Here is a 16,499-nt window from a genome sequence, read left to right on the forward strand (position 1 = left end):
TCGTGGACCGCGAGCGTTTCGAAGAGCATCTCGCCGCGCCCCAGGGGTGCGGCGTCGTACTTCCCGGGGCGCATGACGGCGCCGCCGGCGGTGCGCTGTGCGGCGACCTGATCCGGCTGTCCGTCGTGGTCGAAGGTGACCGCGTGGTCGCCGCGGCCTTCGACGCCGACGGCTGCGGCGCGCTGACCGCCGCGGGCTCGGCGGCCGTGACGCTCGTCGAGGGCGAGCACCTCTTCGACGCCGCGCGCGTCGGCACGACCGCGATCGCCGCGGAGCTCGGCGGGCTCTCGCCGGGCAAGCTGCACGCGGCGGACCTGGCCGCGGACGCGCTGCACCGGGCGCTCGGCGCCGCGGCGCGGGAGGCGGCCGTGCCGGTGGACAGCGAGCGCGTCCTGGTCGCGATGAGCGGCGGCGTGGACTCCGCGGTCGCCGCCCACCTGCTGCGCGAGAACGCCGTCGCGGTGACGCTCGAGCTGTGGCGCGACGAGGAGAACGACGCCGCCGCTTCCTGCTGCTCGGCCGACGCCGTCCGGCTCGCCCGCATGGTCGCGCACCAGATGGGGCTCCCGCACTTCACGCTCGACCTGCGGCCGGAGTTCCGCGCCGGCGTCGTGGACCCGTTCCTGGCCGGCTACGCGGCGGGTGAGACGCCGAACCCGTGCGTCTCCTGCAACGGCCACGTGCGGCTGGACGAGATGCTCACGCTGGCCGACCGCCTCGGCGCCCCGTTCCTTGCCACCGGCCACTACGCGCGCGTCACCGAGGACGGGCTGCTGCGCGCGGCCGCCGATCCCGCCAAGGACCAGTCCTACATGCTCGCGGCGCTGTCGCCGGCCTCGATTGCGCGTATGCGATTCCCGCTGGCCGAGCTGACCAAGCCGCAGGTGCGGGAGATCGCCGCGGGCGCGCGGCTCCCGGTGGCTTCTCGCGCCGACTCGCAGGACCTGTGCTTTCTCGCCGGCACGGGCAAGGCCCGCTTCCTCGCCCGCCACGGCGGGTTGGAGGACAAGCCGGGGGAGATCGTCACCCTCGCCGGTGACGTGGTCGGGGCGCACCGCGGCGCCCATCACTTCACGGTCGGCCAGCGCAAGGGCCTGGGCGTCGGCGCCGCGCCGGAGCCGCTGTACGTCATCCGCACCGAGGGCACGCGCGTAGTCGTCGGTTCACGCGACGAGCTGGCGACCCGGCGCGTCCGTGTGCGCGGCGCCCGGCTGCACCGGCCCAGCGACGAAGTCGACGCCGTGCGCCTGCGCTACCACTCGCGCGCCGTGCCGTGCCGCGTCGTGGGGGAGGGCCGCTCGTTCGAGCTCGAGCTCGACGAGCCGTTCCACGGCGCCGCGCCGGGACAGACGGCGTGCCTGCTGCGGGGCGACGTCGTCGTCGGCGTCGGCACCATCACCGCGTAGGGTTCGCTGAGGAATGGGCGGTGCGTCTGATGTGGTGCAGGCGCCCGTGCCTCGGGCCGCCCGCGACAAGCGTGGCGTGCCTCTGGCACGTGAGCGTCGTGGGTGGCGCGAGGTGCCGCGGATGTGCCGCAGCAGGCGTGCCGGTATTCCTCAGCGGACCCGGGCGAGGTGCCACGCGGCGACGCTGGCCGCGTCGCGGATCACGTTCTCGCGCACCATCGCGTCGACCTCGTCGACCGGGAAGCGGCGCACGACGAGATCGGCCTCCGTGGCTTCTAGCGCCTGCTCGCCGGGTTCGAGCCCGGTCGCGCGAAACACGTCAACCGCCTGGTCGGTCAAGCCGTAGGCGAAGTGCAGCCGGCCGAGGTGCTCCATCGCGCCGGCGCGCAGGCCGGTCTCCTCGCGCAGCTCCTGGCGGGCGAGCGCTTCCGGGGCGACGTCCCCGTCCTCGAACGCGCCCTGTGGGAACTCCCAGAAGCGCGCCCGGACCGGGTGCCGGTATTGCTCGATCAGCCACACGTGATCGTCCTGGATCGGCACGATCAGGGCCGACGGTGACTTCTCCGCCCACCCGTACAGACCGGGCGTGCCGTCTTCGCGCTCGGTGCGGTCCTCGTGCACCCGCATCCAGCGGTTCTCGTACACGACTCGGGTGGAGACGACGCGCATGGGTTGGCAGCCTAGACTCAGGACTCGATGACCTCCGACGAGATCCGCGAGCGCTACCTCAGCTTCTTCGAGAGCCGTGACCACAAGCGGCTGCCGTCGGCGTCGCTCGTCCCCGCCGAGCACGATCCGTCGGTGCTGCTCACCACGGCGGGGATGCACCCCCTCAAGCCCTACTTCCAGGGCCGCGAGCAGCCGCCGCACCACCGCCTGACCTCCTGCCAGAAGTGCTTCCGCACGCCGGACATCGACCAGGTCGGTCTCACGACCCGCCACCTCACGTGCTTCGAGATGCTGGGCAACTTCAGCATCGGCGACTACTTCAAGGAGGGCGCGGCGCAGTTTGCGTGGGAGCTGTCGATCGAGGGCTTCGGCTTCAAGCCCGAGGACATCTGGGTCACGGTCTTCGCGGGCGACGAGGAGCTCGGCCTCGGGCCGGACCAGGAGGCCATCGACGTCTGGCTGAAGATCGGCGTCCCGCGCGAGCGGATCGTCCTGCTCGGCCGCGACGACAACTTCTGGCAGGCCGGCCCCACCGGCCCGTGCGGGCCATGCTCGGAGCTCTACCTGGACCGCGGGCTCGACTTCGGCGAAGAGGACGACCTCCCCGGCGGCGACAACGAGCGCTTCCTCGAGTACTGGAACCTCGTGTTCATGCAGTACGAGCAGAACCCGGTCGGGACGCTCACGCCGTTGCCGGCGCCGAGCATCGACACCGGCCTCGGCCTGAACCGCATGGCGCTGATCCAGCAGGGCGTCACCTCCATTTTCGAGACCGACCAGTTCACGCCGCTGATCGCGCTCGGCGAGGAGCTGTCGGGCAAGCGGTACGAGTCCGACCCGGTCGTGGACCGCGCGCTGCGCGTGCTCGCCGACCATACGCGCGGGATGAGCTTCCTGATCGCCGACGGCGTGGTGCCCGACAACGCGGACCGTGGTTACGTGCTCCGCCGCCTGATGCGGCGCGCGATCGTCCAGGGCCGCCGGATCGGGATCGAGCCGGGCTTCCTGCCCAAGTACGCGCAGGTCGTGCGCGAGACGATGGGCAAGGCCTACCCCGAGCTGATCGAGCACGCCGACACGGTCGACATGTGGCTCGCCAGCGAGGAGGAGAGCTTCAACCGCACGCTCGAGCAGGGCATGCGGATGCTCGAGGACGTGATCGAGCAGACCAAGGCCGACGGCGCCGAGGGCATCGGGGCCGAAGCCGCGTTCCGGCTGCACGACACGTACGGCTTCCCGTTCGACCTGACGGTGGAGCTGGCGGGCGAGCGCGGCGTCGGGGTCGACGCGCAGGGCTTCGAGCGGCTGATGGACGCCCAGCGCGAGAAGTCGCGCGCGGTCGAGAACGAGGACGACGGGGTCGACACGCGCGAGCAGCTGCGTCGCTTCGCGTCCGAGGCGGGCGCGCCGTCGAAGTTCACCGGCTACGAGACGACCGAGCAGGCCACCGCGGTCGCGTCCGTCGTCCGCGAGAACGGACGCGTGCTGGCGAAGCTCGTCGAGTCCCCGTTCTACGCCACCGGCGGCGGCCAGGTGCACGACGACGGCGTGATCGAGTGCGAGGACGGCGGCTGCTCCGCGCGGGTGGTGGACGTCGTCCGGCTGGGCGACGACCAGGCGCTCGTGCTCGAGCCGCTGACCGGCGAGCTCAAGGACGGCGAGCGCGTGTGGGCGCGCGTGGACCGGAGCGCCCGGCGCGCGACCGAGTGCAACCACACCGCGACGCACCTGCTGCACGCGGCGCTACGGGAGCGGCTCGGCTCGCACGTGCACCAGGCGGGCTCCTACGTCGGCCCGGACAAGCTGCGCTTCGACTTCACGCACGGCACGGCGCTCAGCGCCGAGGACCGCGCGTGGGTGGAGGATCGCGTGAACGCGCAGATCCTCGAGAACTCGCCCGTGCGCGCGATCACGACCACGCTGGACGAGGCCAAGGCGCTCGGCGCGATGGCGCTGTTCGGCGAGAAGTACGGCGACGTCGTCCGCATGGTCTCCGTCGGCGACGGCGGCTTCTCGCGCGAGCTGTGCGGTGGCACGCACGTGCGCTCGACCGCGGAGATCGGCGTCTTCAAGATCACGCAGGAGACGTCCTCCTCCGCGAACGTGCGCCGCATCGAGGCCATCACCGGGCCCGCGGGCGTCGAGCTGCTGCGCCGGCACGACCGCGAGCTCGCCGCCGCGGCCGTGGCCCTGCGCACCTCGCCGGACGCCGTCGCGGAGGCGGCGGCGACCGCGGTCGCCAAGCGGCGTGAGGCCGAGAAGGCGCTCGAGAAGGGCGCTGCGGCCGACACGTCGGTCGGTGAGATCGTCGAGATCGGCGGCGTGAAGGCCGTGTTCGAGATCCGCGAGGTGCCGAACCCGAAGGCGCTGCCGGACCTGGCGGACAAGCTGCGCGGCCAGCTCGGCGACCCTGCGGTCGTCGTGCTCGGCGCGCCCGGCGAAGGCCGCGCCTCGCTGCTGGTGAGCGCAACGCCGGGCGCGGTCGCGGCGGGCGTGAAGGCCGGGGCCGTGGTCAAGGTCGCGGCGGCGGTCGTCGGCGGCGGTGGCGGCGGGCGCGACAACATGGCGCAGGCCGGCGGCAAGGACCCGTCGAAGTTGCCCGACGCGCTGGTTGCCGCGCGCGCGGAGATCGAACGCGCGCTTGCGGGTTCTGGCGCTTGATTACGGCTCGGCGCGCTGCGGCGTCGCGGTGAGCGACCCCACCGGGACGCTCGCGACGCCGCTCGAGCCGGTGCTGCGGCCGGGGACCAAGAAGGGGTTCGCGGCGGTGCGGCAGCGGGTGGCCTCGCTCGAGGTGGAGCGGGTGGTCGTCGGGCTGCCGGTGTCGCTGCGCGGGGGCGATTCGGCGCAGACCGTCGAGGTGCGCGAGTTCGCGGCGCGCCTGGAACGCGCGGTCGACGTTCCCGTCGAGCTCTACGACGAGCGCTTCACGACGTCGCTCGCGCTGCAGGCGGGCGGGAGCGCGTCGCTGGATTCGCGCGCGGCGGCGGTGCTGCTCGAGGAGTGGCTGGCTAGGGGCTCGACCCTATAAGGAGTCCGGACCATCGGCCGATGACACAGGGAAGTGAATCCCCTGGAGTCGACAACCGCCGATGAGGTCCTGGTCGAGCTGGCCGATCCGCTGGACGCGCTGCTGCGGCAGATCATCAACGGCTACTTCGTCCTGACCGACGGCCAGGGCGCGGTCTCCAAGTGGTCCGAGCCCGCTGAGCTGCTGTTCGCGCAGCCGAGCGAGGACATCCTCGGCCAGGGGTTCTTCGAGACGCTGATCGGCGGCGAGCTGTCGCCGGGCGCGCAGGCGTGGCGCGGGTTCCTCGACGCGGGCGAGCCGCCCCGGATGCCCGGCTCGGTCAAGGTCGTCGGGCGTCGCTCCGACGGCGAGACGTTCCCGCTGGAAGCCGTCTTCGTGCCGGTCAAGCTCGACGAGGGCTTTGACTTCTCGCTGTTCCTGGAGGACCTGTCCTTCGAGCTGCCGCTGAACCTGATGCTGCTGCGGATGCGTCAGCAGCACCCGGTCGTGGTGCGGGCGCTCAAGTCCGCGTTGGAGCCGGCCGTGCAGCCGTGGGAAGGCTGGCGCACGGCGGGCACGCTCGTCGTGTTCAAGCCCTTGGCGGCCACGCCGTGGGTCGAGGCGGAGCTCGCCCGACGCGAGGCCGAGCGCGCGCTGGCCGACGCCGAGGCCGAGGAGCGTCTGACCAACCCGGACCCGGGCATCCAGGGCGGCTTCAACGACCTCGACGACGCCGCCGCGGTGGTCGCGCGCCTGCTGAGCGCGATGGAGCGCATCGACGAGCTCGAGCGCGTCGCCGGCGGGCTTCCGGCCCAGCTGGACGAAGCGCGGCGCGAGAGCGAGGTGTTCCGCGGCGAGGTCGGCCGCGCGCTGTCGGCGGTGCCGAGCGAGCTCGACCGGGTCGAGCAGGAGCGCCGCCTGGCGCGGCTCGAGCGGGCGGACGAGGACGTGTTGGCGGCGGCCGAGGCCGCGGCCGCGCGGGTCGCGGCGCGGCTCGACGGGCTCGAGCGCGAGGGCGCGGCAGCCGACGCGCGGCTGTCCGCGGAGATCGCGGCCGCCGAAGCGCGCGCCGTCGACGCGCTGGCCCGGCTGGAGGGCGGCTCGGACGTCGCCGCGCAGCTGGAGGAGGTCCGCGCCGAGCACGAGGAGGCCGCGCACGCGATCCGCTCCGAGCTCGCCGCCACCGTCGAGCGCCTGGAGCGTGACCGCGAACGCGAGCGCAGCGTCGCCCGCGCCGAGCTCGCGAGCGCGCTGGAGCGCGTCGAGCAGGTCCAGCGCGGCGCCGATGCCGTCCGCGAGCAGCTGCACGCGTCCCTGTCCGACGACCGCTTCGAGGCGCTGTCCGCGTCCACCGAGGCGCTCCGCGCGCGCGTCGAGGACCTGGCGACCGGCGACCAGCTCGCCGAGCTGCGCCAGTCGCTCGGCGTCGACATCCGTGAGGCCGTCGCGCGCCACGAGGCCACGACGGCCGAACTCGCCGCGCTGCGCGAGACCGTCGCTGCGGCCGGCGATCTCGGTGCGCTGCGCGAGGCCGTCGCGCGCTCGGAGGCCGCGGCGAGCGAGCTTGCGGCGCTGCGTGAGACCGTCGAGCGTCACGAGGCCGCCGCGGGCGACGTAGCAGCCCTGCGTGAGGCGGCTGCTCGTTCCGAGGCCGCCGCGGACGAGCTCGCCGCGCTGCGTGAGGCCGTCGCGCGTCACGAGGCCGCCGCAAGCGACCTGGGCGCCCTGCGTGAGGCGGCTGCCCGTTCCGAGGCCGCCGCGGACGAGCTCGCGGCGCTGCGTGAGGCCGTGGCGCGCCACGAGGACGCCGCGGACGAGCTCGCGTCGCTGCGCGAGGCCGTCGCACGGCAGGAGGCTGCCGCCGGCGAGCTCGCCGCGCTGCGTGATGCCGTGGCGCGGCAGGAGGCTGCCGCGGGCGACCTGGGCGCCCTGCGTGAAGCCGTCGCGCGCCACGAGGCGGCCGCGGACGAACTCGCGGCGCTGCGTGAGGCCGTCGCGCGGCAGGAGGCCGCCGCGGGCGACCTGGGCGCCCTGCATGAGGCGGCCGCTCGTTCCGAGGCCGCCGCGGACGAACTCGCCGCGCTGCGTGAGGCCGTCGCCCGCCACGAGGCGGCGACCGGCGACCTCGCGGCGCTCCGCGAGGCGGTCGCGCGCCACGAGGCGGCGACCGGCGAGCTCGCTGCGCTCCGCGAGGCGGTCGCGCGCCACGAGGCCGCGACGCCCGACCTCGACGCCCTGCGCGACGCCGCGGCCGACCTCCCTGCACTGCGCGAACGCGTCGCTGAGCTCGACGCGACGGCGCCTGAGTTCGCCGCGCTGAGCGACGCAGTTGCGCGTCTCGACGCCGCGGCCGCCGAGCTTCCCGCCCTGCGCGACGCGGTGGCGCGCCACGAGGCCGCCACCGGGGAGCTTGCTGCGCTCCGCGAGGCCGTCAGCGGCCTCGAGGTGCTCCGCGCGGCCGTGGCCCGCCACGAGGCGGCGGCCGGCGAGGTCACCGCGCTGCGTGACGCCGTCGCGATGCACGCGGCGGCGACGTCCGATCTCGCTGCACGTACCGGCGACCCTGAGGCGCTGCACCGCCTCGCCACGGAGCTGGCCGCCCTGCGCGAGGCCGTCGCCCGCCAGGACGCGGCGTCGGCGGATGTCGCAGCGCTCGCCGAGGAACTCGAGCGCCTGCGCGCGCAACTCGGCGCGGACGCCGACCAGTCGGCGGACGAGGCCGCGGTCGACAGCCGCGTGCAGACGCTCGTGGGGGAGACCCAGCGCGAGCTCGCGGCCCTTCACGAGCGCCTCACCGCGCTCGACGACAGCCGCGATCTCACCGAGCTCCGCGCCCGCGTCGACGACCTCGCCGAGCGCGCCGGCGCGATCGACTTCCTCGCCCACGCCGACGACGTCGCCGCCCTGCGCGACCGGGTCGACCAGCTGCCGTCGCGCGACGAACTGAACGAGCGGCTTTCGGCGCTCCCCGACCGCAATGAGCTTGCGGGCTTCGTCAGCCGCGAGGAGCTGGACACCCTCGCCGCCCGCGACGAGCTCGCCGCCCTGCGCGAGCGCCTCGAGGGCGTCGCCCGCCACGAGGACCTCGTGCACCTCGCCGGACGCGAGGAAGTCGCCGCGCTCCGCGACGCGCTCGAAGGCCTTCCGAGCCGCCACGAGCTCGACGGCCTCGTCCACCGCGACGAGCTGAACGGCCTTGCGGCCCGGGACGAGCTCGCCGGGCTGGCCGGGCGCGACGAGATCGCGGCGCTGCGGGAGCGGCTCGACGGGCTCGTGGGCCGCGATGAGCTCGCCGGGCTGGCCGGGCAGGATGAGATCGCGGCGCTGCGCGAGCGGCTCGACGGCCTCGTGGGCCGCGACGAGATCGTCGCGCTGCGCGAGCGGCTCGACTCGTTCGCCCGCAACGAGGATCTCGCGACGCTCGCCGGGCGCGACGAGGTCGACGCGCTACGCGAGCGGCTCGGGGAGACGCGGCGTCGGGTCGACGAAGCGGTCGAGCGGATCACGCAGGTCGATCGCGGCGCCGGATCGGTGCTGGCGGACCTGCGGGCGATGCGCGCGCAGCTGTCGGCGACGGAGACGGAGGCACTCGGGGCGCGGCAGGTCGCCGTCGCCGCCGACGAGTCCGCGACCGCCGCGCGCGAGCACGCGGCGCGCGCGACCGAGGAGGCCGCGGCCACCCGGCGCGACGTGGAGGCGCATGTCGCCCGCACGGCGCTGCTCAATGACACGGTCGCGAGCGCGCGCACCGACGCGTCGGCGGCCCGGGCGGCGACCGAGGGCCTGGACGCGCGGCTCGCGTCGATCGACCAGCGCGCGGCGGCGCTGCGCGGTGAGCTCGACACGGTCGGCGGGCAGGTCGACCGGCTCGGCGGCACGGTGGTCGAGACCGGCGTCGCGCTGAAGGCCGAGGTCAGCGACGTCCGCGACGGGCTCGACGGGCTGCGCGCGGAGCTTGCGGGCATCCGCGAGGAGGCCAGGCGCTCCGACGACCGCATGGAGGCGATGCAGTCCGAGCTGACGTTCGCGCTCAAGAGCCTCGAGGAGCTCAAGCAGGGCCTCAGCTCCGCGGGCCAGGCGGCCGTGATCGCGCGTCGCGAAGCCGAGCAGGCGCGCAAGGCCGCCCTGCAGGACGGCTCGACCGAGCGCGTGACGGAGGTCTTCCAGCAGATCCTCGGGCTGGCCGCTCAGCGCAACGCGCAGGCGCGCCGGCCGGCGCCGCCCGCGCCGCCGACGATCAGCCGCCCCGAGCCGACCGTGCGCGAGCCGCGCCACGGGTTCGACGACGCGCACGCGCCGATGGCGATCCTCGGCCTCGACGGCCGCTTCAAGGAGCTCAACCCGGCGTTCACGAAGCTCGTGGGCTACAAGGAGCACGAGTTCATGAAGGCCGCGTGGCCGTCGCCGCACGACCGCAAGGACTACAAGGACCAGCTCGAGCAGCTGCGCCGGCTCGGCGTCGGCGAGCTGCGCGAGGTCGACGTCGCGAGCACCTACATGCACGGCCAGGGCCTGATGGTGCCGGTGGTCGGAACGCTGACCCTTGCGGCCGGTGACGACGGCCTCCCGTCGCACCTCGTGCTCGAGGCGGAAGAGCGCGCGACGACGTAACTCCGTCGGCCGGGCTCGCTAGCATGGCCAACTGGTCGTCGACCCTGAGGAGAGCCGGGAATCCGCCCGGGGCCAGGGTCGTAACTGGTTTCCACGTTGTTCGGCAAGCGCTCGGACCAACCCCGCACAGCTGAGGACCGCGCACGCGCCGCGGCCGAACGCGCTGCCCGGCGCGAAGGGCGCCCCCTGCCGCGCGAGGCGTTCGACGACGCCGTCCCGCCGCCCGACGTCGAGCCGCGTTCCGAGCGCCCGGCGCCGGTCGAAGAGCCGCGCTTCGAGCCGGAGCCGCCGCCGGTCCAGCAGGAAGAACCCCGGGTCGAGCCGCCGCCCGTCGAGCGCGAGGAGCCGCGGGTCGAGGCGCCGCCCCAGCCCGCGCCCGTCGAGCAGGAAGAGCCGGTGGTGGAGGCGCCGCGCGCACAGCCCGCCGCCGAGCCGCGGCTCGAGGCCGCGTCGGAGGCCGCCCGTCGCTCCGACCCGCGCGATCTTTCACCCGCCGAGCACCTGCACCAGCCCACGGTCGAGTACACGCCGTTCCAGACCGAGGAGCACGAGGCGCCGCTCGGCGACCCGCACGCGGACGAGCCGGAGATCGTGGCCCATCGCCGCCCAGCGACCGCGACGGCCGAGCACGAGGTGTTCGACGACGAGGACGATGAGGAGGTGCTGCCGCCGGTCAAGCCGCTGCGCGCCGCACCGCCGCGCAGCGCGGGGCAGGCGCCGCGCAAGCGTCCCGCGCCGAACGTGCCTCGCGCGACCCGTGCGCGCAACCGCGGCCGCAAGACGCCGCCGCCCGCGAACGTCGGCCGCGGCACGGGCAACGGCCATTGGGGCCGGCGGATCTTCGCCGTCGTCGCCCTCGTGGTCATCGCCGGCCTGCTGTACGCGGCCAACCAGACGTTCCAGCCCTTCCACGGCGACGCCGACGGCGAGCGCGTCCGGGTCACGATCCCGGAGAACTCGGACGCGGGCCAGATCGGCACGATCCTCGCGGACGCGGGCATCGTCGACTCGGCACGCTTCTTCGAGCTCAGCGCGACGATCGACGGCACGCGCGGGAGCCTGCGCCCCGGCGACTACTCGCTCCAGCAGGGCATGAGCAACGAGGACGTGATCGCCGAGCTCACGAAGGCGCCCGAGGAGGCCACCCCGGTGCCCACGGTCGAGCTCACGCTCGTCGAGGGCCCGTCGCGCCGCGAGAACGCGCCTGTCGTCGACAAGTCCGACAAGGTACGCGGGGAGTACGCGAAGGCCAGCGGCTCGAAGGAGACGCTCGCACGCATCCGCGAGCTGGGAGCACCGCGCGGCACCCGGACCGCCGAGGGCTTCCTGTTCCCGGCCACGTACACGCTGCCGGAGGGCTCGTCCGCGAACGATCTCGTGAAGGCGCAGCTCGACGCGTTCGAGGAGAACTTCTCCGAGATCGACATGAGCTACGCCAAGCGCAAGAACCTCAGCCGGTACGACGTGCTGATCATCGCGTCCCTGATCGAGCGCGAGGCGAGCCTGGCCAGGGAGCGCCGACTCGTGTCAGCGGTCATCTACAACCGCCTCGCTGAGGGTATGCCCCTAGGAATCGACGCGACGACGCGCTACTCGACGAACAATTGGACCCGACCCATCAAGCAGTCCGAGATCGAGAAGGACGAGCCGTTCAACACGCGGGTCAATCGCGGGCTGCCGCCGACACCGATAGGCAACCCCGGGCTCGCGTCGCTGAAGGCCGCCGCCAACCCGTCGCGCAAGGGCTACCTGTACTACGTGCGCAAGGCCAACGACGACTCCGGCGAGCACGCGTTCTCGACCACGTACTCCGAGTTCGAGAAGGATCTCGCGCGCTACAACGCGTCACGCGGCGACGGCTGATGCGGCTGGGCGTGTGCGGCTGGCCGGTCGCCCACTCACGGTCCCCGCAGATGCACAACGCGGCTCTGCAGCACCTGGGGCTGTCAACGTGGCGTTACCAGAAGCTCCCGCTGCCGCCTGAGCTGTTCGCGGAGGTCATCCCGAACCTGCCGCGGCTCGGCTTCCGCGGCGTGAACGTGACGATCCCGCACAAGGAAGCGGCGCTGCTGCTGGCAGACAACGCGACCGAGACGGCCAAGCAGATCGGCGCGGCGAACACGCTCACGTTCGAGCCCGACGGCACCATCCACGCCGACAACACCGACGCGACGGGCTTCCTCACCTCCCTGAGGACGTCCGCCTACGGCAAGACCGCCCTCGTGCTGGGCGCCGGCGGCTCCGCCCGCGCGATCCTCTACGCGCTCCAGCAGGCCGGCGTCTCCGAGCTGCGCGTCTGGAACCGCACCGAGGCCAAAGCTCACGCGCTGGCGCAAGAGTTCACGGCCACGGTCAGTGCTGAACCCGCCGAGATCATCGTCAACTGCACGAGTGTGGGCCTGCACGACCCGTCCGCCACCTTCAAGGAACTGCCGCTCAGCGCCGATGATCTGTATGCCGGATGCACAGTGGTGGACATGGTCTACCGGAACGGCGGCACCCTTCTGCTCAACGCCGCGAAGGCGAACGGGGCGGAGGTGGTCGACGGTCTGGAGATCCTGGTCGCCCAGGGCGCAGCCTCCCTCGAGCGCTGGACCGGCCGGACGGCTCCCGATCAGGCGATGCGGGAGGCCGTCGCCGATATCGCCACATGACCTCGACGTTCGAAACCACCTCACGGCCGCGGCGCGGCAACGGCATCACCACGCCCACCCGGCGCGGCGGTTCCGGGCGCGTGCTGACGGACGTGATCGTCGACCTCGGCTTCGTCGATCGCGGCACGATGGACCTGGCGATCGAGCGCGGCACCGGGTCCGGATCGGCCCCCGAGCGCGTCCTGGTCAGCGACGGCACGCTCAGCGACGATCAGCTCTCGCGCGCCGTGGCCGAGCGCTTCGGCCTCGACCACATCGACCTCAGCGTCTACCGCGTGGATCCCGACGCGGCCAAGCTCGTCACGCCCGCCGCCGTCCGCCGCTACCAGGCCGTGCCGGTCTCGTTCACCGGCGACCGCACGCTGGTCGTCGCCATGGTCGATCCCGCGAACGTGCTCGCGATCGACGACATCGCGGTGATGACCGGCTACGAGGTGCGCCCGGCGGTCGCCAGCCTCGCCGACGTCGAGCGCCTGCTCACCCGCCTGGAGGACCCGAACTTCGGCCACGGCGCCATCGCACCCGACGAGACCGAGGAGGAGCCGGCGGCGCCCACGCCCGCCGCCCCGGCCGCGCCGCTGTACGACGTCCGCGAGAACCAGCCGATCCAGTTCGGCGTCGGCGGCGAGGACGCTTCGGTCATCCAGCTCGTGCACCGCGTCATCCAGGAGGCGGTGGAGCGCGGCGCGTCCGACATCCACTTCGAGCCCCAGGAAGAGGAGATGCGGGTCCGCTACCGCATCGACGGCGTCCTGCAGGAGGCCGCGACGGTGCCCGCGTCCGCGATCCCGGCGGTCGTCAGCCGCATCAAGATCCTGTCCGACCTCGACATCGCCGAGCGCCGCATCCCGCAGGACGGCCGCATCTCGCTCGAGGTGGGGGACAAGCCAATCGATCTGCGCGTCGCCACGCTTCCGGCGCAGTACGGCGAGAAGGCCGTCATGCGCATCCTGGACCAGTCGAAGGTGATGATCCAGCTCGAGCAGCTGGGCATGCTGCCGCAGGCGCTCGAGCGCTTCACCAAGGCGTTCTCCCAGGCGCACGGCGCGGTCCTGGTCACCGGCCCGACCGGCTCCGGCAAGTCCACTTCGCTCTACGGCGCGCTCAATCAGCTGAACACGATCGAGAAGCACATCATCACGATCGAGGACCCGGTCGAGTACCAGCTGCCGGGCATCACGCAGGTCCAGGTCAACAACAAGGCGGGCCTGACGTTCGCCTCCGGCTTGCGCTCGATGATGCGCGCCGACCCGGACATCATCATGGTTGGCGAGATCCGCGACAAGGAGACCGCGCAGATCGCGATCGAGGCGGCGCTCACGGGCCACCTCGTGCTGTCCACGCTGCACACCAACGACGCCCCGGGCGCCGTGACGCGCCTGATCGAGATGGGCGTCGAGCCGTTCCTGGTCGGCTCCGCCGTCGACTGCGTCGTCGCCCAGCGCCTCGCGCGCCTGCTGTGTGAGGAGTGCAAGCGCCGCACGACGATCACGTCCGAGGTCATGCGCGCGAACGGCTTCAACGTCGGCCTGGACCTGGAGGCCTACGAGCCCGTCGGCTGCGCCCGCTGCGGCGGCTCGGGCTACAAGGGCCGGATCGGGCTCTACGAGGTCATGTGGGTCTCCGACACGATCCGCTCGCTGGCCGTCGCGCGCGAGCCCTCCGAGACGATCGCGCACGCCGCGGTGCACGAGGGCATGATGCGTCTGCGCGAGGACGGGCTGGAAAAGGTCCGCCGCGGGTTGACCTCGATCGCCGAGATCGCGCGCGTCGCCGGCACGCGCTAGGGCCAGGGCCCCACTTCAGCCGCGCGCTGTCCCTGCCGATACCAGGGATGGCATGAACTTCGACTTCGCGGACATCCTGCTCAAGGTCGTCGAGCACAAGGCTTCCGACCTCCACATCACCTCGGGCGCCCCGCCCACCATCCGCGTCCGCGGCTCGCTGGTTCCTCTCGAGGGCATGCCGAACCTGACGCCGACGGACACGCGCGAGATCGTCTACGCGATCCTCTCGAGCTCGCAGCGCCAGGTGCTGGAGACCGACTGGCAGCTCGACTTCGCCTACAGCGTCCCGGGCGTCGGCCGCTTCCGCGTCAACACGTTCTTCCAGCGCGGCACGCTCGGCGCCGCGTTCCGCTTGATCCCGTCCGAGACGGTGCCGATCGAGCGCCTCGGCCTGCCGTCCGTGGTGCGCGGCTTTGCCAGCAAGCCGCGCGGGATCGTGCTCGTGACCGGCCCGACGGGCTCGGGCAAGTCCACGACGCTCGCGTCGATCATCAACGAGATCAACGAGACGCGCGACGAGCACATCCTCACCATCGAGGACCCGATCGAGTTCCTGCACCGCCACAAGCGCTGCATCGTCAACCAGCGCGAGATCGGCCAGGACGCCCCGAACTTCGCCGCCGGCCTGAAGGCCGCGCTGCGCCAGGACCCCGACGTGATCCTCGTCGGCGAGATGCGCGACCAAGAGACGATCGGGACCGCGCTGACCGCTGCCGAGACCGGCCACCTCGTGTTCGCCACGCTGCACACGCAGGACGCGCCGCAGACGATCGACCGCATCATCGACGTCTTCCCGCCCTCCCAGCAGGGCCAGGTCCGCGCGCAGCTCGCGATCGGCCTGCAGGGCGTCGTCACGCAGACGCTGCTGCCGACCGCCGACGGCACGGGCCGCTGCGTCGCTGCCGAGGTGCTGATCCCGACGCCGGGCGTGCGCAACCTGATCCGCGAAGGCAAGACGCACCAGATCTACTCGCTGATCCAGACGGGCGGAGCCGAAGGCATGCAGACCATGGACAGCTCGCTCGCCGCCCTCGTGCGCGCGGGCAAGATCACGATGGCCACGGCCGAGACACGCTCCTCCCAGCCGGCGGAGATGCGCCGGCTGGCGCACGGCCTCGGCACCACGACGCCGCCGGTGGCCGTCTGATGGCCGCCGCGGTGTGGGCCTACAAGGCGGTCGACGGCGCCGGCGTCCCGTCCAAGGGCGAGCTGAAGGCGAGCTCGCAGGACGACGCGCGCGAGCAGCTGAGCGCCCTCGGTCTCAAGCCGATGGAGGTCTCCGAGAAGAAGACGGGCCTCAACGCCGAGATCACGCTCCTCCAGCGCATCAAGGCCGCCGAGCTGACGGTCATGACGCGCCAGCTGGCGACCATGATCACGTCGGGCATGACGCTGCTGCGCGCCTTCTACGTGCTCGAGGACCAGCTCGAGAACAAGAAGCTGCGCGACACGGTCGGCGCCGTGCGCGAGGACATCGAGTCCGGCCTGGCGTTCTCCGACGCGCTCGACAAGCACCCGAAGGTGTTCTCGCCGCTGTACGTCGCCATGGTGCGCGCCGGCGAGACCGGCGGCGTGCTCGAGGCGTCCCTGGACCGGATCGCCGACCAGCTCGAGAAGGACGACGAGCTGCGCCGCCAGGTCAAGGGCGCGATGGCCTACCCGCTCGTGGTCCTCACCTTCGCGCTGTGCGTCCTGATCGGCCTGATCGCGTTCATCGTGCCGGTGTTCGTGAAGGTCTTCGACGACTTCGGCGGCGAGCTCCCGTTCATCACCAAGCTCACCGTGCAGATGTCGAACGTCGTCACCGGCCAGTGGTATCTGCTGATCGCGGCCGCCATCGGCGGGCCGATCGCCTTCAAGAAGTGGCGCACGAGCGCCTGGGGCCGCCCCCAGTGGGACCGCATCCGGCTCAAGTTCCCGTTCAAGATCGGCGTGACCGTGCAGAAGATCGCGCTCGCGCGCTGGTCGCGCACGTTCGCGGCGCTCTACTCCGCCGGCGTGCCGATCATGCAGGCGATCGAGATCACCGGCCAGACCGCGGGCAACTCCGTCGTCGAGAAGGCCATGGCCGACGTCATCGAGTCCGTCAAGTCCGGCGGCTCGATCGCGGACCCGCTCAAGGAGGCCCCGATCTTCCCGTCCATGGTCGCGCAGATGATCGCGGTCGGCGAGGAGACCGGCAACCTCGACGCGATGCTCTCGAAGGTCGCCGACTTCTACGAGGCCGAGGTCTCGGCCGCCGTCAAGGCGCTCACCTCGATCCTCGAGCCCGTGATGATCATCCTCGTGGGCGGCATCGTCGGCTTCATCGTGATCGCGATGTACATGCCGATGTTCAAGGTCTACGACTCCATCAAGTAGC

The 16,499-nt window shown here is 72.7% G+C and carries 10 protein-coding genes; 9 read left to right on the forward strand and 1 reads right to left on the reverse strand.

Annotated elements, in window-relative coordinates; translation table 11 throughout:
• The first annotated feature begins 2 nt into the window (after positions 1–2).
• A complete protein-coding gene (gene mnmA / locus OJ962_RS11405; protein WP_202954188.1) occupies positions 3–1,406 on the forward strand; it encodes a tRNA 2-thiouridine(34) synthase MnmA in 1,404 nt (467 codons plus the stop codon).
• A 150-nt stretch (positions 1,407–1,556) separates the two neighbouring features.
• On the opposite strand, the gene OJ962_RS11410 is transcribed toward mnmA, so the two are convergent.
• Positions 1,557–2,075 carry an NUDIX domain-containing protein gene (locus tag OJ962_RS11410; protein WP_202954189.1) on the reverse strand — a complete coding sequence of 173 codons (519 nt, stop codon included), beginning with the start codon at positions 2,073–2,075 and terminating at the stop codon, positions 1,557–1,559.
• Positions 2,076–2,102: 27 nt separating this feature from the next.
• Between OJ962_RS11410 and alaS the strand changes: the two genes are divergently transcribed.
• The 8 genes from alaS (at position 2,103) to OJ962_RS11450 (ending at position 16,498) form a co-directional block, all read left to right on the forward strand.
• Positions 2,103–4,736: an alanine--tRNA ligase gene (gene alaS, locus OJ962_RS11415; protein WP_202954190.1), complete on the forward strand. Its 2,634-nt coding sequence runs from the start codon at positions 2,103–2,105 to the stop codon at positions 4,734–4,736.
• On the forward strand, positions 4,717–5,106 hold the full coding sequence (gene ruvX, locus OJ962_RS11420; protein WP_202954191.1) for a Holliday junction resolvase RuvX: 390 nt from the start codon (positions 4,717–4,719) through the stop codon (positions 5,104–5,106). Before alaS ends, ruvX begins: the two co-directional genes overlap by 20 nt.
• Positions 5,107–5,139: 33 nt before the next feature.
• Entirely contained in the window at positions 5,140–9,696 is a 4,557-nt protein-coding gene (locus OJ962_RS11425) for a PAS domain S-box protein (protein ID WP_270006348.1), read from the forward strand.
• Between the two features lie 96 nt (positions 9,697–9,792).
• The gene (gene mltG / locus OJ962_RS11430) at positions 9,793–11,559 is read left to right on the forward strand and encodes an endolytic transglycosylase MltG (protein WP_202954193.1); all 1,767 of its coding nucleotides are present in this window, start codon (positions 9,793–9,795) and stop codon (positions 11,557–11,559) included.
• Positions 11,559–12,350, forward strand: a complete 792-nt coding sequence (gene aroE / locus OJ962_RS11435; protein WP_202954194.1) for a shikimate dehydrogenase — start codon at positions 11,559–11,561, stop codon at positions 12,348–12,350. The genes mltG and aroE overlap by 1 nt, the downstream gene beginning before the upstream one ends.
• On the forward strand, positions 12,347–14,137 hold the full coding sequence (locus OJ962_RS11440) for a GspE/PulE family protein (RefSeq protein WP_202954195.1): 1,791 nt from the start codon (positions 12,347–12,349) through the stop codon (positions 14,135–14,137). The genes aroE and OJ962_RS11440 overlap by 4 nt, the downstream gene beginning before the upstream one ends.
• A 52-nt stretch (positions 14,138–14,189) precedes the next feature.
• Positions 14,190–15,284, forward strand: a complete 1,095-nt coding sequence (locus tag OJ962_RS11445; RefSeq protein ID WP_202954196.1) for a type IV pilus twitching motility protein PilT — start codon at positions 14,190–14,192, stop codon at positions 15,282–15,284.
• Complete coding sequence (locus tag OJ962_RS11450; protein ID WP_202954197.1) at positions 15,284–16,498, forward strand: type II secretion system F family protein; 1,215 nt, start codon at positions 15,284–15,286, stop codon at positions 16,496–16,498. Before OJ962_RS11445 ends, OJ962_RS11450 begins: the two co-directional genes overlap by 1 nt.
• Position 16,499: the final 1 nt, after the last annotated feature.

Origin of the sequence: Solirubrobacter deserti (assembly GCF_027587175.1) — a bacterium.
GTDB classification, from domain to species: Bacteria; Actinomycetota; Thermoleophilia; order Solirubrobacterales; family Solirubrobacteraceae; genus Solirubrobacter; species Solirubrobacter deserti.

Coding starts and splice junctions, on each gene's coding strand:
- OJ962_RS11410 (WP_202954189.1), bottom strand. CDS start 2,075: ATGCGCGTCGTCTCCACCCGAGTCGTGTACGAGAACCGCTGGATGCGG.
- alaS (WP_202954190.1), top strand. CDS start 2,103: ATGACCTCCGACGAGATCCGCGAGCGCTACCTCAGCTTCTTCGAGAGC.
- aroE (WP_202954194.1), top strand. CDS start 11,559: ATGCGGCTGGGCGTGTGCGGCTGGCCGGTCGCCCACTCACGGTCCCCG.
- OJ962_RS11440 (WP_202954195.1), top strand. CDS start 12,347: ATGACCTCGACGTTCGAAACCACCTCACGGCCGCGGCGCGGCAACGGC.
- OJ962_RS11445 (WP_202954196.1), top strand. CDS start 14,190: ATGAACTTCGACTTCGCGGACATCCTGCTCAAGGTCGTCGAGCACAAG.
- OJ962_RS11450 (WP_202954197.1), top strand. CDS start 15,284: ATGGCCGCCGCGGTGTGGGCCTACAAGGCGGTCGACGGCGCCGGCGTC.